At 68.3% G+C, this 22,626-nt stretch carries 22 protein-coding genes; 12 read left to right on the top strand and 10 right to left on the bottom strand.

The features are described from left to right. Positions 1–15: 15 nt before the first annotated feature. Both ACSFA2_RS05725 and ACSFA2_RS05720 read right to left on the bottom strand, forming a co-directional pair. Positions 16–930, bottom strand: coding sequence for a protein NO VEIN domain-containing protein (locus ACSFA2_RS05725; RefSeq protein WP_435454352.1), 915 nt, complete (start codon positions 928–930; stop codon positions 16–18). Positions 931–1,025: 95 nt separating this feature from the next. After that, complete coding sequence (locus tag ACSFA2_RS05720; protein ID WP_435454351.1) at positions 1,026–2,102, bottom strand: GlxA family transcriptional regulator; 1,077 nt, start codon at positions 2,100–2,102, stop codon at positions 1,026–1,028. 90 nt (positions 2,103–2,192) lie between these two features. Here ACSFA2_RS05720 and ACSFA2_RS05715 point away from each other — a divergent pair, with 90 nt between their 5' ends. Then, entirely contained in the window at positions 2,193–3,260 is a 1,068-nt protein-coding gene (locus ACSFA2_RS05715; protein WP_435454350.1) for a class I SAM-dependent methyltransferase, read from the top strand. Between the two features lie 59 nt (positions 3,261–3,319). On the opposite strand, the gene glmS is transcribed toward ACSFA2_RS05715, so the two are convergent. Continuing rightward, positions 3,320–5,200 carry a glutamine--fructose-6-phosphate transaminase (isomerizing) gene (glmS, locus tag ACSFA2_RS05710; RefSeq protein ID WP_435454349.1) on the bottom strand — a complete coding sequence of 627 codons (1,881 nt, stop codon included), beginning with the start codon at positions 5,198–5,200 and terminating at the stop codon, positions 3,320–3,322. A gap of 139 nt (positions 5,201–5,339) precedes the next feature. Here glmS and ACSFA2_RS05705 point away from each other — a divergent pair, with 139 nt between their 5' ends. Beyond that, on the top strand, positions 5,340–5,846 hold the full coding sequence (locus ACSFA2_RS05705) for an Lrp/AsnC family transcriptional regulator (protein ID WP_435454348.1): 507 nt from the start codon (positions 5,340–5,342) through the stop codon (positions 5,844–5,846). Here ACSFA2_RS05705 and glmU read toward each other — a convergent pair. Beyond that, positions 5,843–7,267: a bifunctional UDP-N-acetylglucosamine diphosphorylase/glucosamine-1-phosphate N-acetyltransferase GlmU gene (glmU, locus tag ACSFA2_RS05700; RefSeq protein WP_435454347.1), complete on the bottom strand. Its 1,425-nt coding sequence runs from the start codon at positions 7,265–7,267 to the stop codon at positions 5,843–5,845. The genes ACSFA2_RS05705 and glmU overlap by 4 nt on opposite strands. Before the next feature lie 169 nt (positions 7,268–7,436). Between glmU and ACSFA2_RS05695 the strand changes: the two genes are divergently transcribed. Beyond that, positions 7,437–8,369 (top strand): hypothetical protein, encoded by a 933-nt coding sequence (locus ACSFA2_RS05695; RefSeq protein ID WP_435454346.1) that lies wholly within the window; start codon positions 7,437–7,439, stop codon positions 8,367–8,369. Positions 8,370–8,376: 7 nt separating this feature from the next. On the opposite strand, the gene ACSFA2_RS05690 is transcribed toward ACSFA2_RS05695, so the two are convergent. Continuing rightward, positions 8,377–9,669 carry an MATE family efflux transporter gene (locus tag ACSFA2_RS05690; RefSeq protein WP_435454345.1) on the bottom strand — a complete coding sequence of 431 codons (1,293 nt, stop codon included), beginning with the start codon at positions 9,667–9,669 and terminating at the stop codon, positions 8,377–8,379. A gap of 120 nt (positions 9,670–9,789) precedes the next feature. Continuing rightward, positions 9,790–10,491 carry a Crp/Fnr family transcriptional regulator gene (locus ACSFA2_RS05685; protein WP_435454991.1) on the bottom strand — a complete coding sequence of 234 codons (702 nt, stop codon included), beginning with the start codon at positions 10,489–10,491 and terminating at the stop codon, positions 9,790–9,792. A 160-nt stretch (positions 10,492–10,651) separates the two neighbouring features. On the opposite strand from ACSFA2_RS05685, the gene ACSFA2_RS05680 reads away from it, so the two are divergent. Next, positions 10,652–11,053, top strand: a complete 402-nt coding sequence (locus tag ACSFA2_RS05680; protein ID WP_435454344.1) for a BLUF domain-containing protein — start codon at positions 10,652–10,654, stop codon at positions 11,051–11,053. 6 nt (positions 11,054–11,059) lie between these two features. On the opposite strand, the gene ACSFA2_RS05675 is transcribed toward ACSFA2_RS05680, so the two are convergent. Continuing rightward, positions 11,060–11,389, bottom strand: a complete 330-nt coding sequence (locus ACSFA2_RS05675; protein WP_435454343.1) for a DUF2917 domain-containing protein — start codon at positions 11,387–11,389, stop codon at positions 11,060–11,062. A gap of 129 nt (positions 11,390–11,518) precedes the next feature. On the opposite strand from ACSFA2_RS05675, the gene ACSFA2_RS05670 reads away from it, so the two are divergent. Beyond that, positions 11,519–12,502 (top strand): LysR substrate-binding domain-containing protein, encoded by a 984-nt coding sequence (locus tag ACSFA2_RS05670; protein ID WP_435454342.1) that lies wholly within the window; start codon positions 11,519–11,521, stop codon positions 12,500–12,502. Here the strand turns inward: ACSFA2_RS05670 and ACSFA2_RS05665 are convergent. After that, on the bottom strand, positions 12,499–13,128 hold the full coding sequence (locus ACSFA2_RS05665) for a 5-formyltetrahydrofolate cyclo-ligase (protein ID WP_435454341.1): 630 nt from the start codon (positions 13,126–13,128) through the stop codon (positions 12,499–12,501). The two genes, ACSFA2_RS05670 and ACSFA2_RS05665, sit on opposite strands and share 4 nt — an antisense overlap. Before the next feature lie 9 nt (positions 13,129–13,137). On the opposite strand from ACSFA2_RS05665, the gene ACSFA2_RS05660 reads away from it, so the two are divergent. The 3 genes from ACSFA2_RS05660 to ACSFA2_RS05650 all read left to right on the top strand — a co-directional run bounded on the left by ACSFA2_RS05660 (position 13,138) and on the right by ACSFA2_RS05650 (position 16,447). Then, positions 13,138–15,135, top strand: coding sequence for a lytic transglycosylase domain-containing protein (locus ACSFA2_RS05660; RefSeq protein WP_435454340.1), 1,998 nt, complete (start codon positions 13,138–13,140; stop codon positions 15,133–15,135). Then, positions 15,135–15,677, top strand: coding sequence for an MgtC/SapB family protein (locus ACSFA2_RS05655; protein WP_435454339.1), 543 nt, complete (start codon positions 15,135–15,137; stop codon positions 15,675–15,677). The genes ACSFA2_RS05660 and ACSFA2_RS05655 overlap by 1 nt, the downstream gene beginning before the upstream one ends. An 80-nt stretch (positions 15,678–15,757) precedes the next feature. After that, on the top strand, positions 15,758–16,447 hold the full coding sequence (locus ACSFA2_RS05650; RefSeq protein ID WP_435454338.1) for a glutathione S-transferase family protein: 690 nt from the start codon (positions 15,758–15,760) through the stop codon (positions 16,445–16,447). Positions 16,448–16,518: 71 nt separating this feature from the next. On the opposite strand, the gene ACSFA2_RS05645 is transcribed toward ACSFA2_RS05650, so the two are convergent. Continuing rightward, positions 16,519–17,244 (bottom strand): OmpW/AlkL family protein, encoded by a 726-nt coding sequence (locus ACSFA2_RS05645; protein WP_435454337.1) that lies wholly within the window; start codon positions 17,242–17,244, stop codon positions 16,519–16,521. Between the two features lie 120 nt (positions 17,245–17,364). Between ACSFA2_RS05645 and ACSFA2_RS05640 the strand changes: the two genes are divergently transcribed. The 3 genes from ACSFA2_RS05640 to otsA all read left to right on the top strand — a co-directional run bounded on the left by ACSFA2_RS05640 (position 17,365) and on the right by otsA (position 20,838). Then, positions 17,365–18,624: a multifunctional CCA addition/repair protein gene (locus ACSFA2_RS05640; RefSeq protein ID WP_435454336.1), complete on the top strand. Its 1,260-nt coding sequence runs from the start codon at positions 17,365–17,367 to the stop codon at positions 18,622–18,624. Between the two features lie 73 nt (positions 18,625–18,697). Beyond that, positions 18,698–19,453: a trehalose-phosphatase gene (otsB, locus tag ACSFA2_RS05635; RefSeq protein WP_435454335.1), complete on the top strand. Its 756-nt coding sequence runs from the start codon at positions 18,698–18,700 to the stop codon at positions 19,451–19,453. Continuing rightward, positions 19,450–20,838: an alpha,alpha-trehalose-phosphate synthase (UDP-forming) gene (gene otsA / locus ACSFA2_RS05630; RefSeq protein ID WP_435454334.1), complete on the top strand. Its 1,389-nt coding sequence runs from the start codon at positions 19,450–19,452 to the stop codon at positions 20,836–20,838. The genes otsB and otsA overlap by 4 nt, the downstream gene beginning before the upstream one ends. A 6-nt stretch (positions 20,839–20,844) precedes the next feature. Here the strand turns inward: otsA and ACSFA2_RS05625 are convergent, their stop codons facing one another. Beyond that, on the bottom strand, positions 20,845–21,756 hold the full coding sequence (locus ACSFA2_RS05625) for a LysR family transcriptional regulator (protein ID WP_435454333.1): 912 nt from the start codon (positions 21,754–21,756) through the stop codon (positions 20,845–20,847). 105 nt (positions 21,757–21,861) lie between these two features. On the opposite strand from ACSFA2_RS05625, the gene ACSFA2_RS05620 reads away from it, so the two are divergent. Beyond that, the gene (locus tag ACSFA2_RS05620; protein ID WP_435454332.1) at positions 21,862–22,626 is read left to right on the top strand and encodes an SDR family NAD(P)-dependent oxidoreductase; all 765 of its coding nucleotides are present in this window, start codon (positions 21,862–21,864) and stop codon (positions 22,624–22,626) included.

The following is a 22,626-nucleotide window of genomic DNA, read 5'->3' as shown; positions in this document are numbered from 1 at the left end:
TGTAACGCCGCCGCGTCAAGCGTCGAAGCCCGGTGCGTTCGTCACTTCTGTGGGCTTGTAGATCTTGTGGCTGGGCGACGCCGTCAGCGCGTCCGACACCACCAGCATGCGCCACAACGGCTCGCGCGTGGAACCCGCGCGCTCGTCCTCAGACAGACTGATTTTCGTCACGGCACTCGACGTGCCCTTGACCGCCACCTTCAGCAGCGTGGCGCCCTTCTTGTCGAGCACGTCGAGGTCGTAGCCCAGGGATTGGCCGGCCACCTGTTCGGTCTTGTAGCCGTAGCCGTTGAAGTGCCTCGTCACGTAGAGAAGCGCCGCTGCGTGGACCTGGTCCGGCGATGCCGTTCCAGACATCGACGACGCTCCCGCATCGCCGTCGTTCGGCATGCTGCCACGTACTCGGGCGGCCAGCAGTTCGGCATCGGTCGGCAGCCAGCCCCGCGGGCCGCGAACGAGCACTGCGAACTGACGGTCGGGCTCCCACGCGGCCACGTGCCATTCGTCGTCGTCCCGCACGCGGGTCGACACCTTGGAATTCTTGCTGCTTTCGACTTCGGCGATCGCGATGCGGTTGGTCTGCAGCACGGCGCGGAAGCCCTGCCCCGCATCGAAGGTCTTCTTGAGCAGTTCGAGCCGGTCCTTCGCGCGTTGCGTCTGGTTGGCATTGCGCGCGCCGCCGCCGGCGCGGCGCTGCGTGTCCAGCGACTCGAGCATAAACCAGCGTCCGCCGGTGCCCACGCCGATGTACTCGGCCCAGATCGTTGCGATGACGATGTCGCCGGTCGCCAGCCAGGCGTATTCGAAAGGTTTGTCCCGCGCGTCGAACACGCCCATCTTCGCGACGATGTCGACCGGCGTCAGCCGAGGCCCCGACAGACGCTTCTCATCGATGATCTTGAGGACCTGGGGGTCGACTTCCTTTTCCATTCCGTGGGCTGCTGGCGAGTTGAGGGCCGAGGTATTGTTTCACACGCGAGCGGGCCGCCCGCCGGTCGCCACCCTACTTGCGATCCCGCCAACACTCACCCTTTGGCGAAATCCGGAATGCAAAAGCGCTTGCGATAGGCGCCGGGTGCCAACCCGGTCGTGCGCTTGAACAGGCGGCGAAAAAATGCCGGGTCTTCGTAGCCGACACGCCAGCTGATTTCCTCCACCGATGTCTCTGTTCGCTCGAGGCGGCGCTTTGCGTCCTCGATGCGCAGGCGTTGCACATAGTCGATGGGCGCAACGCCGGTGGCATGGACGAAGCGCCGCTTGAACGTGCGCTCGGCCAAGGTCGAGCGCTTGACGATCTCCTCGACGGGGCGCGCCGAGGCGAAGTTGCCGTCGAGCCAGCGCTGCGCGCTCAAGATCTCGCCGTCGCCATGGTCGGTCCTTCCCTCGAACACCATGTACGGCGCGAGCCCGTCCTGATGCCACTGCAGGGCGAACATGCGCGCCACCTCCTGCGCGACGGTGGCGCCGGCATGGCGGGCCGTGAGGTAGAGCACCAGATCGTGCCAACTCGTCGAGGCACCCGAACTCCACAACTCCTCGCGCGATCCGGAAATGACGAGCACGCGTTCCGGGTGGATGGTGATCGCTGGATACAACGCCGCGAAGGTGCGCGCGTAGGCGAAGTGGACCGTGGCGTCCTTGCCGTCGAACAGCCCCGTCTCGGCCAGCAGGAAGATCCCCGAACACGCCGAGCACAGCATCGCGCCCTGCGCGTGCATGCGCCGGACCCATTCCACCAACTGCGGATAGCGGCCCCTCTGCCAGCCCGCGGCACCCAGCAGCACCGAAGGCACGATGACGATGTCGGTCGCGTCGATGCCGTCGATGGCGCGCTGCACGTCGAAGGGGACCCCGCTCGCCAGCGGCAGCAGGCCCTGGCGCTCGCCCACGATATCGATGCGAAACGGCGGCTGCGCGCCCGGCGCCCCCAGGCCCATGAGCGCAGCACCGTTCAACACGTCCAGGATGCCGGCCACCGTGGAGACCACGGCGTCCGGCAAGACGACCAGGCTGACGCTCAGGGTGTTCGATTCAGTGCTCACGGCAGCAAGCCTTCGGTGTGTGCGCCGAAGAATAGCGCAGTGATGGGTGGCACGAAGCACCCGTTTTCGGGCGAGATCCGCCCTGTCGCATCAGACCTTCGTTCGGGATGATTCAGTCCGTTGTTCATCACATTCGACAAGGAAACGGACATGTCTTCAACCACCATCGACCCCACCCGGCTGGACGCCTTCGTCATGCGCGCCGTCGGCGACCTGGCAGCCGGCTACACCGGCATCATGGTCAGCCTCGGCAGCAAGCTGGGGCTGTACCGCGCCATGGCCGGCGCCGGCCCGCTCAGCGCCCAGGAAGTCTCGATACGCGCGGGCTGTGCCGAACGCTACGTGCGTGAGTGGCTCAACGCGCAGGCCGCCAATGGCTATGTCGCCTACCACGCGCTGAGCGGCACCTATGAACTGCCGCCCGAACAGGCGATGGTGCTCGCCGACGAGGACAGCCCTGTCTACCTGCCGCCGGCATGGAACGTGCCCGCCGCCATGTGGTTCGACGAGGAGAAGGCGCTGCACGCCTTTCGCACCGGCGAGGGCGTGGCATGGGGCGACCATGACGCGCGACTGGCCTGCGGCGTCGCGGCCTTCTACCGCAACGGCTACCGCGCGAGCCTCGTGCCACAGTGGTTGCCGGCACTCGAAGGCGTGGTCACGCAACTCGACGCCGGCATCGACGTGGCCGACGTGGGTTGCGGCCACGGCCACGCCACCTTGCTGATGGCGAAGGCTTTCCCGAACTCGCGTTTTCATGGCTTCGACACGCATGAGCGTTCTCTGGTCGAAGCGCGCCGCAATGCGCAAGCGTCCGGTGTCGACCGGCGCGTCGACTTCAGCGCAGCACGGGCTTGCGACTACCCCAAGCGGCAGTACGGGCTCATCTGCTTCTTCGACACGCTGCACGACCTGGGCGACCCGGTGGCTGCCGCGCGCCATGCGGCAGAGGCGCTGGCGCCGGGCGGCACGGTGATGCTGGTCGAGCCCTTTGCCAACGACCGCGTGGAAGACAACCTCTCGACCGTCGGGCAGCTCTACTACGCGGGCTCCTGCCTGATCTGCTGCGCGCACTCGATCTCGGAAGGCGGCAAGCTGGTGCTGGGCGCGCAGGCGGGGCAGGCACGCCTGGCCGATGTGTTCCGCAAGGCCGGCTTCACGCAATTCCGACGCGCGGCCGAGACGCCGTTCAACCTGGTCTTCGAAGCGCGGCGATAGCAGCGCCTCTCCGGCTGCTCATCGCGCCGTTCAGGCTGCTGTGCCGCCCCGATCGCCCGTCACTCCACCGTCACGCTCTTGGCCAGATTGCGTGGCTTGTCGACGTCGGTCCCGCGCGCGCAGGCCGTGTGGTACGCCAGCAATTGCAGCGGCACGACGTGCAGCAGCGGCGACAGCGCGCCGTAGTGTTCCGGCATGCGGATGACGTGGATGCCTTCGCTGTTCTCGATGTGCGTGTCGCCGTCAGCCAGCACGTAGAGCACGCCGCCGCGCGCGCGCACTTCCTGCAGGTTGCTCTTGAGCTTCTCGAGCAGCGCGTCGTTCGGCGCGACGGCGACCACCGGCATCTCGCTGGTCACGAGCGCCAATGGTCCGTGCTTGAGCTCGCCAGCGGCATAGGCCTCGGCGTGGATGTAGGTCACTTCCTTGAGCTTCAGCGCGCCTTCCAGGGCGATCGGGTAGTGCAGCCCGCGGCCGAGGAACAGCGCGTTCTCCTTGCGTGCGAAGTCCTCGGCCCAGCCGATGATCTGCGGCTCCAGCGCCAGCACCGACTGCAGCGCGACGGGCAGATGGCGCATCGCCTTGAGGTAATCGGCTTCGGCCTCGTCGCTCAAGCGGCCCTTGGCCTGGGCGAGCGCCAGCGTCAGCAGAAACAGGCCGGCCAGCTGCGTGGTGAAGGCCTTGGTCGACGCCACGCCGATCTCCACGCCGGCGCGCGTGATGTAGGCCAGCTTGCACTCGCGCACCATCGCGCTGGTGGCCACGTTGCAGATGGTCAGCGTCTGTTCCATGCCGAGCGAGCGGGCATGCTTCAGGGCGGCCAGTGTGTCGGCCGTCTCGCCCGACTGCGTGATGGTGACGACCAGCGTTTTCGGGTCGGGCACCGAATCGCGGTAGCGGTACTCGCTGGCGATCTCGACCTGGGTCGGAATCTTCGCGATGCCTTCCAGCCAGTACTTGGCCGCGCAGCCGCTGTAGTAGCTGGTGCCGCAGGCGAGGATCAGCACCTTGTCGATCGCCTGGAAGACGCGGTGCGCGCTGGCGCCGATGGCACCGTCCTGGCCGACGCCGTCGAACAGCTCGGGCACGATGCCTTCGACGCCCTCGAGCGTGTCGGCGATGGCGCGTGGCTGCTCGAAGATTTCCTTCTGCATGTAGTGGCGGTAGGGGCCGAGTTCGGCCGCGCCGCTGTGCGCCTGCACGGTGCGCACGGTGCGGCTGACCGGCTTGTGGGCGCGGTCGACGATCCAGTGCTTGCCCGGCTGCAGGTCGACCACGTCGCCCTCTTCCAGGTACACGATCTGGTCGGTCACGCCGGCCAGCGCCATGGCGTCGCTGGCCAGGAAGCGCTCGGTGCCGTCGGCGCCCAGGCCGACGATCAGCGGCGAGCCGGCGCGCGCGCCGACCACGCGGTGCGGCTCGTCGCGGCAGATCACGGCGATGGCGTAGGCGCCGTGCAGCTGCCGCACCGCCGCCTTGACCGCCTCGAACAGGTCGCCGTCGTAGTGGCTGTCGATGAGGTGGGCGATGACCTCGGTGTCGGTCTGGCTCGAGAAGACATAGCCGCGGCCCTGCAGCGACGCACGCAGCGTCTCATGGTTCTCGATGATGCCGTTGTGCACCAGCGCCACGCGCGGGGGCCGGGTGCTGTCGGGCCCTTCGCCGGGGCCGTAGCTGAAATGCGGGTGGGCGTTGTGCACGGCCGGCGCACCGTGCGTGGCCCAGCGCGTGTGGGCGATGCCGGTCAGGCCCTCGACATGGTCGTCACGCACCTGCGCCACCAGGTCGGCGACGCGCGAGGTCGTGCGCGTGCGGGTGAGGCCGTTGGCGTGGACGGCCACCCCGCAGGAGTCGTAGCCGCGGTATTCGAGCCGCTGCAGGCCCTGCACGAGGATGGGAACGATGTTGCGATGGGAAGCTGCGCCGACGATGCCACACATGGGAAGCCTTTTGGGTTGGGTCCGAGTGCGCCCATCGTAGGCCGCACCGAATGAATAATGGTTTCCTAATCTGGCGACGAAGGCAATAAAATTCCATCCACTCGGATCAATGAACTTTTATTTCGTTTTTTGACTTATCGTGGAATCCATAGCACTCGACGCGATCGACTTGCGGCTGCTCGACGCCTTGCAGCGCGACGCCTCGCAGACGAATCAGCAACTCGCGGCCGACCACCACATCTCGCCGCCCACCTGCCTGCGTCGGGTGCAGCGTCTGCGCGCCGCCGGGCTGATCGAACGCCAGGTCGCGGTCCTCTCACCCGACCGGCTGGCACCGCTGCTCGGCCACGGGCTGCAGGCGCTGGTGGAGGTCTCGCTCGACCGGCAGGACGCCGCGGCGCTCGACGCCTTCGAGGCCCGCGTGATCGCCGACGACGCGGTGCAGCAGTGCTGGCGCGTCTCGCCCGGCCCCGACTTCGTGCTGGTGGTGATCGCGCGCGACATGCCCGGCTACCAGGCGCTGGCGCAGCGCCTGTTCACGGCCGATGCGAACGTGCGCAACGTCAAGGCCTTCTTCGCCGTCAAGCGGGCGAAATTCGACACCCGGCTGCCGATCCTGCCAATTCCGCCGACGGCGGCGCCTTAGCCCTGCTTCTTCTGCGGCCGCGGCCAGTTCGGGAAGCTGGTCTGCCGCGCCCGCGCCACCGTCAGTGCGCCGGGCGCCGTGCTCTTGCTCACGACCGAGCCGCCGCCGACGGTGCCGCCCGCGCCGATCGTCACCGGCGCCACCAGCACGCAGTTGCTGCCGACGTGCACGTCGTTCTCGATCACGGTGCGGTGCTTGTTCGCGCCGTCGTAATTGGCGGTGATGCTGCCCGCGCCGTAGTTGACCCGCGCGCCGACCGTGGCGTCGCCCAGGTAGGCCAGGTGGTTGGCCTTGGCGCCGTCGGCGAGGGTGGAATTCTTCACCTCGACGAAGTTGCCGATGTGCACCTCCGCGCCCAGTTGGGCGCCCGGCCGCAGACGGGCGAAGGGGCCGACCCGCGCATCGGGGCCGACGCTCACACCGGCCTTCTCGCCATCGATGTGGGTGAAGGGATGGATCACCGCGCCCGCCTCGATGCGCGCGTTGGCGATGACGCAGTTCGCGCCGATGCGCACGCCGTCGCCCAGCGCCACGGCGCCCTCGAACACGCAGTTGACGTCGATTTCGACATCCATGCCGCAGGCCAGCGTGCCGCGCAGGTCGAAGCGCGCCGGGTCGGCCAGCCGCACGCCATCGGCCATCAGCGCGTCGGCCTGGCGCTGCTGCAGCGCACGTTCCAGCGTGGCCAGCTGCGCCGGGCTGTTGACGCCCGCCACCTGCACCGGGTCGTCGATGCGGTGGGCGACCACCGGCACGCCGTCGGCGGTCGCGAAGCCGACGATGTCGGTGAGGTAGTACTCGCCCTGCGCGTTGCGGTTGTCCAGGCGGGCCAGCCAGGTCTTGAGCTGGCGGGCCGGCACGGCCATCACGCCGCTGTAGACCTCGCGCACGGCACGCTGCGCCGCGGTGGCATCCTTCTGCTCGACGATGGCCAGCACCTGGCCGGTCGGGGCGTCGCGCAGGACGCGGCCGTAACCGGTCGGGTCGTCGAAGTCGATGGTGAGCAGCGCCAGCCGTTCGCCGGCGCTGGCCGCGATCAGCGCCCGCAGCGCCGGCTCACCGATCAGCGGCACGTCGCCCGACAGCACCAGCACGGTGCCGTCGTCGGGCAGCACGGGCACGGCCTGCTGCACCGCGTGGCCGGTGCCGAGCTGCGGCATCTGGCGCGCGAAACGGGGCGCCATGCCGGCGAATTCGGCGCCGATGGCCGCCTCGACCTCGTCGGCACCGTGGCCGGTGACCACCACCACATGCCGTGCGCCGAGGCGTGCCGCGGTGTCGAGCACGCGCGCCACCAGCGCCCGGCCGCCCAGACGATGCAGCACCTTCGGGCGCACGCTCTTCATGCGTGTGCCCTTGCCTGCGGCCATCACCACGACGTCGACCGCCGTTGCGGGTTTGTCGGTTTGTGCCTGGTTCATGCTTCTTGCTTCTCTCGCGTTCGGTGGGGCCGGATTATCGGCCGAGGTGCACTGCCCATTTCGTCACGGTTTGGCGTCCACAAACTGCAACAATTGCGCGGCGCTCCTGGAAAACACCAAGAAAACTAAAACTTTTGAATACACTTCTGGCGCTGCCAACCCAAGCTTCATGAAAATTTCTCTCTGTACGCTGTTCGAAGGGAACTACCACTTCGGGGTTGCCGCACTGTCCAACTCGCTCGTCACCGCCGGATTCTCCGGCGTGCTGTGGGCCGGCTACCGGGGCGCCCTGCCGGCATGGCTCACCGAATCGCCCGCCTACGACGCGGCGACCGCCACCTACCAGGTGAGCCCGGCCTTCCAGCTGCGCATGGTGCTGCTCGACACGCCGATGCACTTCACCTATTACAAGCCGACCTTCCTGCGCGAGGTGTTCGACAAGCACGCGCCCGACACCGATCTGGTCGCCTACATCGACCCCGACATCGTGGTGAAGTGCGACTGGCCGTCGTTCTGCGGCTGGTTCACGGACGACGCGCTCTCGCTGGCGGAAGACGTCAACTGGGCCTTCCCGTCGCGCCATCCGAAGCGCCTGCTCTGGAACGCCTTCTTCACCGAGCACGGCATCCCGTCGATCCGGCCGAGCGAGCGCTACTACAACGCCGGCTTCATCGGCGTGCCGCGGCAGCACCTGGACTTCCTCGTGCTCTGGGAACGGCTGTGCCACCTCGTGCTCGGCTACAACCAGGGCGTCAAGCACCTGAAGGCGGGCGGGTCGGCGACGCTCTTCCATTCGACCGACCAGGACGCACTGAACTTCGCGCTCACCGCGCACGAGGCGACGCTCAACACGGCCGGGCCCGACGCCATGGACTTCATCGCGGGCGGCTACTACCTGTCGCACGCGATCGGCTCGCCCAAGCCCTGGAACACGCCGCATGTCCGCAAGGCGCTCGGCGGCCAGTCGCCGTCGGTGGCGACCAAGGCGTACTTCGAGCATGTCGAAGGGCCGATCCGGATCTTCTCGGACGCCGAACTCAAGCGCCACCGCCTCGCGCTGCGGGTGGCGTCGGCCATCGGACGGGTCTACCAGCGGCGCTGAAGCGCCTTCAGGCGGCCGTCGGCGCCTCGGTGCGCCATTCACGCCAGCGCGCCAGCAGCAGGGCGTACTGGAACACGCAGTTGGCGGCACTGCTGGCCAGGCCGAAGCCGAGCACCGACTTCAGGTCGCTGATGCCGATCAGCCAGAGGTACAGCACCTGCGTGATCAGCGTCGCGACGATGCTGAAGCTCTGGCGCGCCGTGGCGCCACGCACGGTCAGCGTCCGGAAGGCGAAGCCGGACGCGTTCCCGAGCAGCGACGACAGAAACATCATCCAGACCAGCGGCGTCATGCTGCGGTACTGCTCGCCCAGGAGCAGGATCCAGTACTGCGGGAACAACAGCGAGGTCATGAAGGTGCAGGCCATCGCCAGCAGGTACAGGCCATGGACCTGCGCCAGCACCCGCACGAAGCGCGGCCCCGTCTGTGCCCGGGCGATCGCCGGGAACAGCAGGATGTTCGCGACCCGGTCGACCACGACCAGCGCCATGGCCAAACGGCCGAAGGCGCCGACCTCGGCCACCATGTTGGCGGTGCCGAAGAGCGAGACGATGAAGACGGTCACCACGCCCTGCACCTGGTAGAAGATGGCCGGCAGTATCAGCGGCTTGGCAATCCGGATGATCTCGCCATCGACGCGCCGGCCCGTGTCGGCATCGAGCCGATGGTCGCCGATGTGCTGGTCGCGGAACGCGCGCATGTACAGCATCAGCGCCACGATGCTGGCCGCCACGGTCGCAGCGATCAACCCGGCTGTCGAATAGATGCTCATCGGCAGCAACAAGACGAAGCCGACGAAGGCGATGCGCACGGCATGGGTGCTGAAGGCCACCCGGTTGAGCGTCGAGATCTTCCCGAGGATGAGCAGCACGGTGTTGGCGTTGTGCTCGCGCAGCGTCACCAGCACCCCGCCCATCGCCACCGCCGAGGCGAGCCAGTAGCCCGACCCGGTCCAGCGGTGCTCGCGCGAGGTGAAGTACCAGTACGGCACGATGATCACCAGCCCGAGGGACAGCAACAGCCAGCGCTTGTGGAAGACGTGATGGCAGACGGCGACGACCCAGGGCACGTCGCGCGTGCGCTGGCCCACCACCGGCATGCAGCAATGCGCCACGCCGAGGTCGGTGATGCCCATCATCAGCGTCGCGCAGGCGATGAGGAAGGTGTAGGCGGCGTACTGGTCTTTCGGCAGCACGTTCACGATGAGCAGGCCGGCGATGCCGCTCAGGATCACACCGAAGGACTCGATGCCGCCGACCATGACGACCTGGCGCAGGCGTTCGCGGGAAAAAAGCTTCACGGAATGGACGGGACGCAGGGTGGCGGCATGAAAGGGGAAGGACGAAGCCGGCAGCGGCCGCCTCCCGGCGAGGAGCCCCGACGATACGCGAAGGCGCGGCCGTTCGGCCGGCCGGGCGCCTCAGATCAGTGGCACATGTCGCAAAGGCCGCTCGAAATAGTCGCCCAGCGCCTCGAGCGCATGCGGCTCGAGGATGCGCAGCCAGCCGCCGTCGATCTTGTGCAGCCCCATGCGCTGCAACCGCCGCAGCGTCTTGTTGGTGTGCACCAGCGACAGTCCCAGGGCATCGGCGATGTGCTGCTGGTTGAACGGGAACGGGACCCAGCCGTCGCGCACCATGCCCACGCGCTCCGCCCGCCGGTAGAGGTGCATCAGCAGCATGGCCACCCGTTCGCCGGCATTGCGCCGGCCGGTGGTGACGAGGTTGTCGTCGATCATCTTCTCTTCGCGCGCGGCAAGCCAGGTGATGTCGTAGCCCAGCTTGGGCTGCGCATGGAACAGGTCCCAGAGCCGGTCGCGCTCGAACACGCAGAAGGTCGCGTCCGATGCGGCCTCGACCCCGTGTGTCTGCCCCTCCGCGAACTCGTCCTGCAACCCGATGAAGTCGCCCGGCAGCAGGAAACTGAGGATCTGGCGCCGACCGTCGCTCAGCGACTTGTAGCGAAAGGCCCATCCTGCGTAGAGCGTGTAGAGCTGGGCGCTGCGCGAATGCTCCTCGATGACCGTACCGCCCGCCTCGACACGACGGGTGTCGACCCGAAAGGACTCGATCGCCTTCAATTCCTCGGCCGAGATCGGCAGGAAGGCCGCGTTGCCGCGCAACCCGCACGCTTCGCACGCGCGGTCGCAATGGGGCGGCAGGGGCGTGGGCAGGGTGTGTTCGTCGAATTTCACGCCGGGACTATAGGCGCGGTGAGAGTGTCTTTTGACATTTCATGAATTGGTTCTGCTCCCTACACTCCCCCGGCACTCTTTCGCGCCCATGCCTGCACCCGCTCTTTTCGAACTTCTCTACGTCAGCGTCCTCGCCCCCCATCAGCGGCCCACCGTGGTCGGCCAGATCGTTGCCCAGGCGCGCACCCGCAATGCCGAACGAGGCATCACCGGATTGCTGGTGTTCGACGGCCTCCACTTCTGCCAACACATCGAGGGCCCGCCCGAAGCCCTGACCCCGTTGATGGACCGGATTCGCCAGGACGCGCGACACGAGGGCGTGCAGGTGCTGTACGAGGGCCCGCGCGACGAGCGCCGCTACCATCGTTTCGACCTGGGTTTCGCGCAGAGCGAGGAGCCGGACGACATGGCGGGCATCCACGCGCTCGAGGGCCCGGCCGCGCTGGAGCGCTTTCTGGCGCTGCGTCCGAGCTTCGACGTCAACGGCTGAACGCCTTCAGGCCGCCGCGGCGGCGCTGGCGTCCCAGCTGTAGGTCGCCCCGAAGCTGTCCCAGGGCTCCATCACCAGCTTTTGCCCGGCCGCCACGACCAGCGACTCGCCCGGCGCCAGCACCAGGTCTTCGCTGCCCCAGCTGGCCGTGGCATCGCGGGTGACCCACAACCGGCCCTGACGCACCCGCAGGACGCTCTCGCTGCGCGCCTTCAGGGTCATCGCCTGTCCAGCGGCGATCTGCCAGGCACCGCGGCGCACCGCTGGCGGAATGGCGGCCTTGCTCGGCAGCGGCAGAGAGGAAAGCGAGGACGAGGGGCTGAGGGTGGCGGACATGGCGGACTCCTTTGACGGGCTGGATCTCCAAAGCGCAGTGGCACGCTTCGGGAATGAATGATCGGCGCCTTGCCATTGGCGGTCCAATGAAATGGAAGTACGCTACTGATTCCATTTCCGCATCAATCCATGCAGCACTCCCAGACCCACCTGCGCACCCGCCCGATCTCTGCCGGCCACCTGCGCGCCTTCGAGGCGGTGGCGCGGCACCTCAATTTCCGGGCGGCGTCCGAGGAGATGGCGCTCACGCAGTCGGCGGTGAGCCGGCAGATTCAGTCGCTGGAGGAAGAGGTGGGTGTGGCGCTGTTCCTGCGCCACACGCGGGCTGTCGAACTCACCAGCGCCGGCGCGCTGCTGCTGCTGGCGGTGCAGCAGTCGCTGCCGCGCATCGACGGCGCGGTACGGCAGATCCGCCAGAGCGCGGGGCGGCGGAGCGTGTCGCTCACCACCTTCGCGTCCTTCGCGTCGATGTGGCTGATCCCGCGGCTCGAAGCCTTCCAGCGCGACAACCCCGACATCGACATCCGCATCGACGCCAGCGACACGGCGGTCGACCTCGACGTGGCCGACGTCGACATGGCGCTGCGCTATGCACCGCCTGAAAACATGCCGCCGGACGCGATCCGCCTGTTCGGCGAAACGCTCACGCCGGTCGCGAGCCCGTGGCTCATCAAAAGCAACCCGCCCATCAAGGCGCCCGCCGACATCGCCCGCTTCACGCTGATCGAGGCCGGCGACGCCCACCGCACCCACCTCGAATGGCTGACCTGGCGCCGCTGGTTCGAGGACAACGGCCAGAGCCGCGCCCAGCCCAAGCGCTGGCTCTACTTCAACTATGCCTACCAGATGGTGCAGGCCGCCCTCACCGGCCAGGGCGTGGTGCTGGCGCGCAGTTCGCTCATCGCCGAGAGCCTGGCCAACGGCGACCTGGTCGAGGTGCTGCCGCAGCACCGGCTCGATTCACCGATGGCCTACTGGCTGTTGATCGGCCCGCGCAACGCGCTGCGCCCGGAGATCAAGGCCTTCTGCGACTGGCTGCGCGAGCAGGCGGCCATCACGCGGGAAACCATCGGCGAGGTGCCCGACCCGGACACCGTCGACCACATGGATTAGCCCACCGGCCAGACCACGCCGTTGTCGTTCAGGATGGCGTCCAGCGGCATGTCGTGTGCCTCGGTTTCCAGGTCGTCGAGGAAGCCATTCGTGAAGCCCAGGCCCACCGTGAAGGGCCGCGGCTCCAGCGCCGCCAGCGTTCGGTCGTAGAAGCCGCCGCCGTAGCCCAGTCGATAGCCGCCCGCGCTGTAGCCCAGGCAGGGCACGAACAGCAGCGTCGGCACGATCAGTTCGGTGTCCTTGGGTTTCGGGATGTCATAGGCATCGTTCTCCATCGGGCAACCGGGGTACCAGGAATGGAAGGTCAAGGTCTTGTGGACGCGGTTGACCACCGGCAGCCCGATGCGGCGGCGATGCGGCTCGTCGAGCAGTTCGCCATCTTCCTTCCAGCGGTGCAACGCCGGCAGGGGGTCGAATTCGCCCTTGATCGGCCAGTAGGCGCCGATGACGGTGTCGGGCCGGCCGACCAGCCAGATGCGCATGACGCGCTGCAAAAGATCGGCGCGCTGTCCGCGGTCGGGCATCGCCAGACGTTGTTCGATGAGCGCTGCCCGTAGCTGAGCCTTCAGAAAAGCAGCCGTTTCCTTGCGGCCTTCGGCCGCGTTTCCATCGTGTGCCTTGTCCATAATCCCCCGATGCAAGTTCCTGGCATTTTGGCACCCCGGCGCCACCTCCTCGGCGCAATCGCCCTCACGCTCGCTGCGCTGCTCCAGCCCGCCTGCGCTCAAAACACGAACGACGACGTGATCGTTCAGATGAAACAGGCCTTCCAGCGCGGCGACAAGGCGCGCCTGGCCGCCCTGCTGCCCCAGGCGCGCGGCCATGCGCTCGAACCCTGGGCCGCCTACTGGGAACTCAAGGTGCGGCTCAACGAGGCGAGTCCGATCCAGGTGCAGGACTTTCTTGCGCGTTACGCCGGCACCTACCAGGAAGACCGCCTGCGCAACGACTGGCTGCTGCTGCTCGGCCAGCGCCGCGACTGGGACGGCTTCGCCGACATGTACGCCGGCTTTCGCATGCGCGACGACGCGCAGGTGCAGTGCTACGCGACGCTGGTCGATGTCCTCAAGACCGGCGCGGCCACCAAGGCGCAGGTCGAGTCGGTGCGCGACACCTGGCTGCGCCAGCGCGATGCCGACGATGGCTGCCTGACCGCGGCCGACCGGCTGATCGCCTCCCGCCTGCTGTCGCCTGACACAGCCTGGAAGAAGGCCCGCCTGGCGATCGAGGCCAACCGGCCACAGGCCGCGCGCGCCGCCGTCACGCTGGCCGCACCGGATGCGCTGCCGACGTTCGACCAGGTCAACGCCAGCGCCGCGAAGTTCCTGGGCGGCGCGATCATCGCCGCGTCGCGCGCCCGCAAGGAGATGGTGGTGCTGGCCCTCATCAAGGTCGCCGTCGCTGACCCCGACCAGGCCGCCGGCCAGCTCGAGGGCAAGTGGGCGCCGATGCTCACCGCCGAAGAGCGAAACTGGCTGTGGGGCACCATCGGCCGGCAGGCCGCGACCAAGCTCTCGCCGCAGGCCAACGTCTACTTCGCGAACGTCACGAAGAACAGCGACCTGTCCGACGACATGCTCGGCTGGAAGGTGCGCGCCGCGCTGCGCGCCGGCCAGTGGAAGGACGTGAACGCCTCCGTCCTGGCCATGAGCGAGGTCGCGCAGGACGACCCGACCTGGGTCTACTGGCGCGCCCGCGCCCTCACCGCCATGGGCGGCGACGAGCGCAAGGCACAGGCGCGCACGCTGCTCGAAACCATCGCCGGCACGCGCGGCTTCTACGAGCTGCTGGCCCTGGAAGACCTGGGCCAGCGCGCCATGGTGCCGACCAGGCCTGACCCGCTCACGCCCGAGGAAAAGCAGACGGCGCGCAACAACCCGTCGCTCGCACGCGGCCTGTACGCCATCGCGATCGGCCTGCGGCCCGAGGGCGTGCGCGAGTGGAACTACGCCACCAACCTGCACGACAAGGGCGGCATGGGTGATCGCGAACTGCTCGCCGCCGCCGACTTCGCCTGCCAGCGCGAGGTGTGGGACCGCTGCATCAACACCAGCGAACGCACCAAGGGCGCGATCGACATCGACCAGCGCTTCCCGATGCCCTTCCACGACACGGTGCTGCGCAAGAGCCAGGACATCGGGCTCGACCCGGCCTACGTCTATGGGCTGATCCGCCAGGAAAGCCGCTTCATCATGGACGCACGCTCGGGCGTCGGCGCCTCCGGCCTGATGCAGGTGATGCCGGCCACGGCGAAGTGGACCGCCAACAAGATCGGCCTCGCCGGCTTCACACCCAACCAGATCAACGACCGCGAAACCAACATCACGATCGGCACCAACTACCTGAAGCTGGCCCTCGATGACTTCGACGGCTCCATGGCGCTCGCCGCGGCCGCCTACAACGCCGGCCCGGGCCGGCCGCGCAACTGGCGCAACGGACCGGTGATGGACGCCGCCATCTGGGCCGAGAACGTGCCCTTCAACGAAACGCGCGACTACGTCAAGAAGGTGCTGGCCAACACCACCAACTACGCCGCCATCATCACCGGACAGCCGCAGTCGCTCAAGAGCCGCCTCGGCCGCGTCGGCCCGCGCGATGCCCGCGAGCCCGAGCCCAACAAGGACCTGCCCTGATGGCCTGGGTGGACGAGGTGCTCGACACCGTCGCAGCCGAATTTTCGGATGCCGGCGACGTCGCCCAGTTCACCCGCATCGTGGTGCGCCTCACCCTCGCGAGCGTGCTGGGTTTCGCGCTCGGCTTCGAGCGCGAGCAGCAGGGGAAGGCGGCCGGCGTGCGCACCCACATGCTGGTGGCGATCGGCTCGGCGATGTTCGTGCTGATCCCGCAGCAGACCGGCATCGTGCCGGCCGACATGAGCCGCGTGATCCAGGGGCTGGTGGCGGGCGTCGGCTTCCTCTGCGCAGGCACCATCCTCAAGCATGGCCGCGATGAACAGCAGGTGCAGGGCCTGACCACCGCCGCGGGCCTGTGGATGACCGCCGCCATCGGCATGGCCTGCGGGCTCGGCCGGGAAACGACGGCCATCCTGAGCACGCTGCTGGCGCTGGCCGTGCTGATGCTGGTGCCACGCGCGGTGGCGCTGCTGGAACGCGTCGTCGGCCCGCGGCAGGCGCCGCCGGAGAACGCCGCCGACGACCGGGCGCCGCCGCGCTGAGCGCATCAAATCAGACGTGCTTCGGCATCAATGGCCAGACCGATCGCCGCTAGCATCGGCGTTTTGATCGGGGAACCGCCATGCTCAAGCTCTACATCGGCAACAAGAACTACTCGTCCTGGTCCATGCGCCCCTGGGTGCTCATGACGCAGGCCGGCATTCCGTTCGAGGAAGTCATGGTGCGCTTCGGGGCGGACTTTTCCAGCCCGGACTCGGCCTTCAAGAAGGCCGTGCGGCCGATCAACCCCGCGGGCACGGTGCCGTTCCTGGTCGACGGCGACATCGTCGTGTCCGACACGCTGGCCATCGCCGAGTACCTGGCCGAGTCCTTTCCCGAGAAGGCGCTGTGGCCCACCGACAAGGCCCGCCGCGCGCAGGCGCGCAGTGCCTGCGCCGAGATGCACGCCGGCTTCCGCGCGATCCGGGGCCACTGCGGCATGAACATCGACGCCGACCTCGCATCCCAGGGCCGGTTGCTGATGCGCGACCGGGCGGACGTGCGCGCCGACCTGGACCGGCTGGTGCAACTGTGGGGCGACCTGCTGGCGCAGCACGGCGGCCCGATGCTGCTCGGCGACTTCAGCATCGCCGACGCCTACTTCGCACCGATGGCCTCGCGCCTGAAGACCTATGCGTTGCCGGTGCCGCCGGCCATCGCGGCGTACGTGGCGCGCGTGCACGCCTTGCCATCGGTCAGGGCCTGGACCGACGCGGCGCTGGCCGAGCATCAATTCGTCGTGGAAGACGAGCCCTACCGGCTGCAGGACTGAAGCCCCGCATTACAAAAAAAACGCCGCGCACTACGCGGCGTTTTTCCTGAGGCGAAGCCGATGCGCAGAACTCAGAAGCGGTAGGTGGCTGCCAGATAGGTCACGATCGGATCGAGCTTCAGCTTGGCCTCGCTGGTGGCGATCGTCGCGCCGGCCGCATTGCGCGTGGTCAGCTTCGCGGTCGTCTTCAGGGGGATGTACGACACCGAGAAAGAGATGCCCCAGTGCTTGTCGATCTGGTACGAAGCGCCCACGTTGAAGACGGGCGCGAACGAGTCGTCGAGTTTGGCACGTGTGCTCGTGCTGCCCGGCGGGCGGCCCAGGCGCGCGCCCAGTGCCGTCTGCAGGCCATTCGACAGATCGACGTCGCTGTACCAGACATAGGTGGCACCCAGACCCACGGACGGACGGAAGGCATCGTTGCCGTTGCCGAAGTAGTACTTGGCGAGAAAGGTGGGGCTCCACTGCTTCGCTTCGCCCAGGCGGCCGATCGGGGCCAGCGAACCTTCGCCCTCCAGCTTGAAGGTCGGCGGCATGCCGAACACGCCTTCCATCGCCCAGCTGCTGTCGAAGAAATAGATGGCGCTCAGGCCCAGCGTGTCGGCGCTGCCGACGCCGGCCCCCGAACCCGGCACCGCGGCGCTGATCGGCGAGGTGAAGGTCAGCGGCTTGCTGGAGTCCTGCGGCGCGAAGTGCAGCCAGCCGGTGCCGAGCACCCAGTCGCCCGCGTTCTGCGCCATGGCGCTGCCCGATCCCAAGGCCGTCATGGCCGCCAGCGCGAAAAGTGATTTTTTCATTGACGATTTGCCTCCAAGTAAAGATGCGATGCCGACACCGGCACGTTGGCCGGATGCCATCCCGAATATTACGAACGGTCGTGCTTTTTTTGTCCCCGGGCTATCCCTACACTCGACCCCATGAACACATTTCTGGTCGGCGGTGCGGTCCGCGATGCCCTGCTCGGCCGGCCGGGCAGTGACCGCGACTGGGTCGTCGTCGGCGCGACGCCGGCACAGATGGAAGCGAGCGGCTACCTGCCCGTGGGCCGCGATTTCCCGGTCTTCCTGCACCCGCAGACGCGCGAGGAATACGCCCTGGCCCGCACCGAGCGCAAAAGCGCGCCAGGCTACCGCGGCTTCGTCGTGCACGCCGCGCCCGACGTCACGCTCGAGCAGGACCTGGCCCGCCGTGACCTGACGATCAACGCCATCGCCCTGCCCGCCGAGCGTGCGGGCGATGTGCCGATCGACGCGTCGGCGCTGGTCGACCCGTACCACGGCCAGCGCGACCTGCAGCGGAAGGTGCTGCGCCATGTCACCGACGCCTTCCGCGAAGACCCGGTGCGCATCCTGCGCGTCGCGCGCTTCGCCGCGCGCTTTACCGACTTCTCGATCGCACCCGAGACGCAGGCACTCATGCGCGCCATGGTGGCCGACGGCGAGGTCGATGCCCTGGTGCCCGAACGTGTCTGGCAGGAGCTCGCGCGCGGCCTCATGGAGGCACACCCGTCGCGCATGGTCGAGGTGTTGCGCGACTGCGGCGCGTTGAAGGTCCTGCTGCCCGAGGTCGATCGTCTGTGGGGCGTGCCGCAACCGGAGGCGCACCACCCCGAGGTCGACACCGGCGTTCACCTGATGATGGTGCTCGACATGGCGGCGCGCCTGCAGGCGCCGCTGCCGGTGCGCTTCGCCTGCCTGGTGCACGACCTGGGCAAGGGCACGACCCGCGTCGACGAACTGCCGCGCCACATCGGCCACGAGCAGCGCAGCGCGAAACTCCTACAGGCCGTCTGCGAACGCTGGCGCATCCCGGTCGAGCTGCGCGAACTGGCCGAGGTGGTGGCGCGCGAGCACGGCAACATCCACCGCAGCGCGGACCTGGGCGCCACCGCCCTGATGCGCCTGCTGGAGCGTTGCGACGCCCTGCGCAAGCCGCAGCGCTTCGCCCAGGCGCTGCTGGCCTGCGAATGCGATGCGCGCGGTAGGCTCGGCTTCGAGGACCGACCCTATCCGCAACGCGAACGCCTGCAGCGCGTGCTCGACGCCGCGCTGGCCGTGCCCACGCGGCCGATCGCCGAGGCGGCGGCGCAGCGCGGCGCCACCGGACCGAAGATCGGCGAGGCGGTGACCCGCGCGCGCACCGAGGCGGTGGCGGCACTGCTGGGCGAGGCGGGCTGAGCCCTACGGCCCCCAGGCACTCGCGGCGTTGGCCGACGCGACGCCACGGCAGCGACTGTTAAGGTCTGTCGCGATGCAGAAGCCTCCTCGCCTCACCCCCGACGCCGCCCTCTTCCTGGATTTCGACGGCACGCTGGTCGCCCTGGCCGAAACCCCTGAAGCCATCGAAGTGCCACCCGCCCTCGTGGCCCTGCTCACCGATCTGCACGGATTGCTGGGCGGCGCGCTCGCCGTGGTCTCGGGTCGCCAGATCGACGTGCTCGACCGGTTCCTGGCGCCCTTGCGCCTGCCCTCCGCCGGCGAGCATGGCGTGCAGCGCCGCAATGCCGAAGGCCATATGCAGGAACAGCGCGCGCCCGACCTCGCCTTCGTGCTCGACGCCTGCAACGACCTCGCGGGCGCGCACAAGGGCCTGCTGGTGGAACGCAAGCATTCGGCCATCGCGCTGCACTACCGCATGGCGCCCGACCTGGGCGACGTCTGCCGCGACGCACTCGTGCGCCTGCTCGACGGCCAGCCGCAACTCGAGCTGCTGCACGGCAAGTTTGTCTTCGAGGTGAAGCCTGCGGGCGTGAACAAGGGCGTCGCCATCGACGCCTTCATGCGCGAGGCGCCTTTCGCCGGCCGCGTGCCGGTGTTCGCCGGCGACGACACGACCGACGAGACCGGCTTCGCGGTCGTGCAGCCACGCGGCGGCATCGCGATCAAGGTCGGCTCCGGGCCGACGCAGGCGCTGCACCGGCTCGACTCGACGCTCGCCGTCTACGAATGGCTGCTCGAAGCGCGCGACCTGCTGGCGAATGGTCCGAGTCCGGAGGCGAAGGCATGAGCCGGCTCGTCGTCGTCTCCAACCGCGTGGCCGATCCGCGCAAACCCGCCGCCGGCGGCCTGGCCGTGGCGCTGGGCGAATCGTTGCAGCAGACCGGCGGCCTGTGGTTCGGCTGGAGCGGCACCATCGTCGAGGACGGCCCGACCGGCGAAGGCGAGATGCACAAGCACCAGGCCGGCAAGGTCACGCTGGCCACCCTCGACCTCAGCCGCGAAGACCACGACAGCTACTACGCCGGCTACAGCAACGACGTGCTGTGGCCGGTGTTCCACAACCGCCTCGACCTGGCCAACTTCGACGCCGGCTTCATCGGCGGCTACCGGCGCGTGAACCAGCTGTTCGCGCGCAAGCTGATGCCGCTGCTGCAGGAAGACGACATCATCTGGGTGCACGACTACCACCTGATCCCGCTGGCCGCCGAGCTGCGCGCCATGGGGTGCCGCCAACGCATCGGATTCTTCCTGCACATTCCGCTGCCGCCGCAGATCATCATGGCGGCGATCCCGCAGCACGAATGGCTGGCGCGCTCCCTCTTCGCCTACGACCTGATCGGCTTTCAAGCGAACCAGGACGTGCAGCACTTCGAGCGCTATGTGATCAACGAGGCGCATGGCCAGGCGCTGGGCGACGACATGTACCGCGCCTACGGCCAGACGGTGCGCTGCAGTGCCTTCCCCATCGGCATCGATGTGGACCAGTTCCTGGCGCTCACGCACGCCAAGGAAGCCAAGGACATGTACGAGACGATGAAGCGCGAGTATTCGCAGCGTCGTCTGCTGCTGGGCATCGACCGGCTCGACTACTCCAAGGGCATTCCGCACCGCGTGCGCGCCTTCCGCGAGTTGCTGGCGAACTACCCGGAGAACCGGCGCAGCGCGACCCTGATCCAGATCGCCTCGCCCACGCGCGAGAGCGTCGACGCCTATGGCGACATCCGGCGAGAGCTGGAATCGCTGTGCGGTGCAATCAATGGCGACTACGGCGAGCTCGACTGGATGCCGGTGCGCTACATCCACCGCATGGTGGCCCGCAAGCGCGTGCCGGGTCTGTGCCGCGCGGCCGCTGTCGGGTTGGTGACGCCGCTGCGCGACGGCATGAACCTGGTGGCCAAGGAATATGTCGCCGCCCAGGACCCGGCCGACCCCGGCGTGCTGGTGCTGTCGCGCTTCGCCGGCGCGGCCGAGCAGATGAAGGAAGCCTTGCTGGTGAACCCGTACGACGTGCACGGCACGGCCGAGACGGTCCAGCAGGCGCTGCAGATGCCGCTCGACGAACGGCGCGCGCGGCATCAGAAGCTGCTGCAGCGCATCCGCGACCACGATGTGCACTGGTGGCGCAACACCTTCCTCGACACACTGCGCGCCCTGCCGAACGTGCGCTCCTGACGCGCCTCAGGCGGGCGTCTGCAGGAACGGACGCAACACGCCGTCGATCCAGTCCATCAGCGCCTGCACCCGCTTGGACAGATGGCGGCGGTGCGGGTAGAGCAGCGACACCGGCATCGGCGGCGCGCGGAACGCCGGCAACACCTCGACCAGCCGGCCCGCATCGATCAACGACCGCAGCCAGAACGACGGCGCCTGGATGATGCCGAGCCCGGCGATGCAGGCGTCCTGGTAGGCATCGGTGCTGGTCACCGTGACGATGCTGGCCATCGGCAGCGTCTGCAAGCCCTCGCCCACGTCGTACTCCCACAGCGCCGCGCCGCCGCCCAGCCCGGGCGCATAGCGCACCAGCCGGTGGGCCGCCAGATCGTCGAGCGTGCGCGGCGTGCCGTGCGCAGCCACGTAGGCCGCGCTGGCGACATTGATCTGCGCCAGTTCGCCCAGACGGCGCGCCACCAGACCCGAATCCTCCAGCGTGCCGATGCGCAGCACGCAGTCGAAGCCTTCATGGATCAGGTCGACCCGGCGGTCGGTGGTGCTCAGCTCCACGTCGAGCTGCGGATGCAGGGCCAGAAACTCCGGCAGCCGCGGGATGACCGCCGCGCGCGCCAGCCCGATGGGCAGATCGAGCCGCAACCGGCCACGCAACGCACTGGGCGCCTGCTGGAACAGCGCCTGCAGTTCGTCCGCATCGGCCAGCAGCAACAGGGCGCGCTCGCGGAACTGCTCGCCGTCGGGCGTGAGACGCACCGTGCGCGTCGTGCGATGCAACAACCGCGTGCCCAGTTCGGCCTCGAGCTGCTGCACCGTGGTCGACACCCGCGCCTTGGGCATGCCGAGCCGCTCGGCCGCGCGGGTGAAGCTCGCCAATTCGGCGACTGTGACGAAAGTGCGCAGCGCGCCGAGTTCCATGACCATGGCCGCCATTGTTCTCCATGGCTGAACAGTTTTGTTGATTTTCAGCTGTTTATCGGTTGATTGTCTCCTCCTACAGTTCATTCCATCGACTCTCAACCCCAAGGAATGACCATGAACGCACCCATCGCCCTCATCACCGGCGCCAGCCGCGGCCTCGGCAAGAACACCGCCCAGCACCTCGCCCGCCAGGGCTCCGACGTGATCCTCACCTACCGCAGCGGCGTCGACGAAGCACAGGCGCAGGTCCGCGAAATCGAGGCGCTCGGCCGCCGTGCCGTCGCCCTGCCGCTGGACGTGTCCAAGAGCGGCAGCTTCCCGGCCTTCGCCGCCGAGGTGAAGGCGGCGCTGGCCCGCGTCTGGCAGCGCGAGACCTTCGACCACCTGGTGAACAACGCCGGCATCGGCATCCACGCGTCCATCGCCGAGACGACCGAGGCGCAGTTCGACGCGCTGGTCGACATCCACCTCAAGGGCCCGTTCTTCCTCACGCAGGCACTGCTGCCGCTGATCGCCGACGGTGGCCGCATCGTCAACATCTCGAGCGGCCTCGCGCGCTTCGCCCTGCCCGGCTATGCCGCCTACGCGTCGATGAAGGGCGGCATCGAGGTGCTGACGCGCTACCTCGCGAAGGAACTGGGCCCGCGCGGCATCTCGGTGAACGTGCTGGCGCCTGGCGCCATCGAAACGGACTTCGGCGGCGGTGCCGTGCGCGACAACGCGCAGTTGAACGCCATGATCGCCGCGCAGACCGCGCTCGGCCGCGTCGGCCTGCCCGACGACATCGGCGGCGCCATCTCGATGCTGCTGCAGCCGGGCAACCGCTGGATCACCGGCCAGCGCATCGAAGCGTCTGGCGGGATGTTCCTTTGA

It is taken from the genome of Variovorax cryoconiti (assembly GCF_051216395.1).
GTDB lineage: Bacteria > Pseudomonadota > Gammaproteobacteria > Burkholderiales > Burkholderiaceae_C > Variovorax.
Note: the sequence above shows the minus strand (reverse complement) of the source record. Positions and strands in the feature narration are given on the sequence as shown.

What these genes read in the sequence shown, in the direction of transcription:
- ACSFA2_RS05715 (WP_435454350.1), top strand. Translation starts at nt 2,193, where the DNA reads ATGTCTTCAACCACCATCGACCCCACCCGGCTGGACGCCTTCGTCATG.
- ACSFA2_RS05645 (WP_435454337.1), bottom strand. Translation starts at nt 17,244, where the DNA reads ATGAAAAAATCACTTTTCGCGCTGGCGGCCATGACGGCCTTGGGATCG.
- ACSFA2_RS05640 (WP_435454336.1), top strand. Translation starts at nt 17,365, where the DNA reads ATGAACACATTTCTGGTCGGCGGTGCGGTCCGCGATGCCCTGCTCGGC.
- ACSFA2_RS05680 (WP_435454344.1), top strand. Translation starts at nt 10,652, where the DNA reads ATGCCTGCACCCGCTCTTTTCGAACTTCTCTACGTCAGCGTCCTCGCC.
- otsB (WP_435454335.1), top strand. Translation starts at nt 18,698, where the DNA reads ATGCAGAAGCCTCCTCGCCTCACCCCCGACGCCGCCCTCTTCCTGGAT.
- ACSFA2_RS05660 (WP_435454340.1), top strand. Translation starts at nt 13,138, where the DNA reads ATGCAAGTTCCTGGCATTTTGGCACCCCGGCGCCACCTCCTCGGCGCA.
- ACSFA2_RS05655 (WP_435454339.1), top strand. Translation starts at nt 15,135, where the DNA reads ATGGCCTGGGTGGACGAGGTGCTCGACACCGTCGCAGCCGAATTTTCG.
- ACSFA2_RS05695 (WP_435454346.1), top strand. Translation starts at nt 7,437, where the DNA reads ATGAAAATTTCTCTCTGTACGCTGTTCGAAGGGAACTACCACTTCGGG.
- otsA (WP_435454334.1), top strand. Translation starts at nt 19,450, where the DNA reads ATGAGCCGGCTCGTCGTCGTCTCCAACCGCGTGGCCGATCCGCGCAAA.
- ACSFA2_RS05725 (WP_435454352.1), bottom strand. Translation starts at nt 930, where the DNA reads ATGGAAAAGGAAGTCGACCCCCAGGTCCTCAAGATCATCGATGAGAAG.
- ACSFA2_RS05675 (WP_435454343.1), bottom strand. Translation starts at nt 11,389, where the DNA reads ATGTCCGCCACCCTCAGCCCCTCGTCCTCGCTTTCCTCTCTGCCGCTG.
- ACSFA2_RS05625 (WP_435454333.1), bottom strand. Translation starts at nt 21,756, where the DNA reads ATGGTCATGGAACTCGGCGCGCTGCGCACTTTCGTCACAGTCGCCGAA.
- ACSFA2_RS05620 (WP_435454332.1), top strand. Translation starts at nt 21,862, where the DNA reads ATGACCATGAACGCACCCATCGCCCTCATCACCGGCGCCAGCCGCGGC.
- glmU (WP_435454347.1), bottom strand. Translation starts at nt 7,267, where the DNA reads ATGAACCAGGCACAAACCGACAAACCCGCAACGGCGGTCGACGTCGTG.
- ACSFA2_RS05670 (WP_435454342.1), top strand. Translation starts at nt 11,519, where the DNA reads ATGCAGCACTCCCAGACCCACCTGCGCACCCGCCCGATCTCTGCCGGC.
- ACSFA2_RS05665 (WP_435454341.1), bottom strand. Translation starts at nt 13,128, where the DNA reads ATGGACAAGGCACACGATGGAAACGCGGCCGAAGGCCGCAAGGAAACG.
- ACSFA2_RS05650 (WP_435454338.1), top strand. Translation starts at nt 15,758, where the DNA reads ATGCTCAAGCTCTACATCGGCAACAAGAACTACTCGTCCTGGTCCATG.
- glmS (WP_435454349.1), bottom strand. Translation starts at nt 5,200, where the DNA reads ATGTGTGGCATCGTCGGCGCAGCTTCCCATCGCAACATCGTTCCCATC.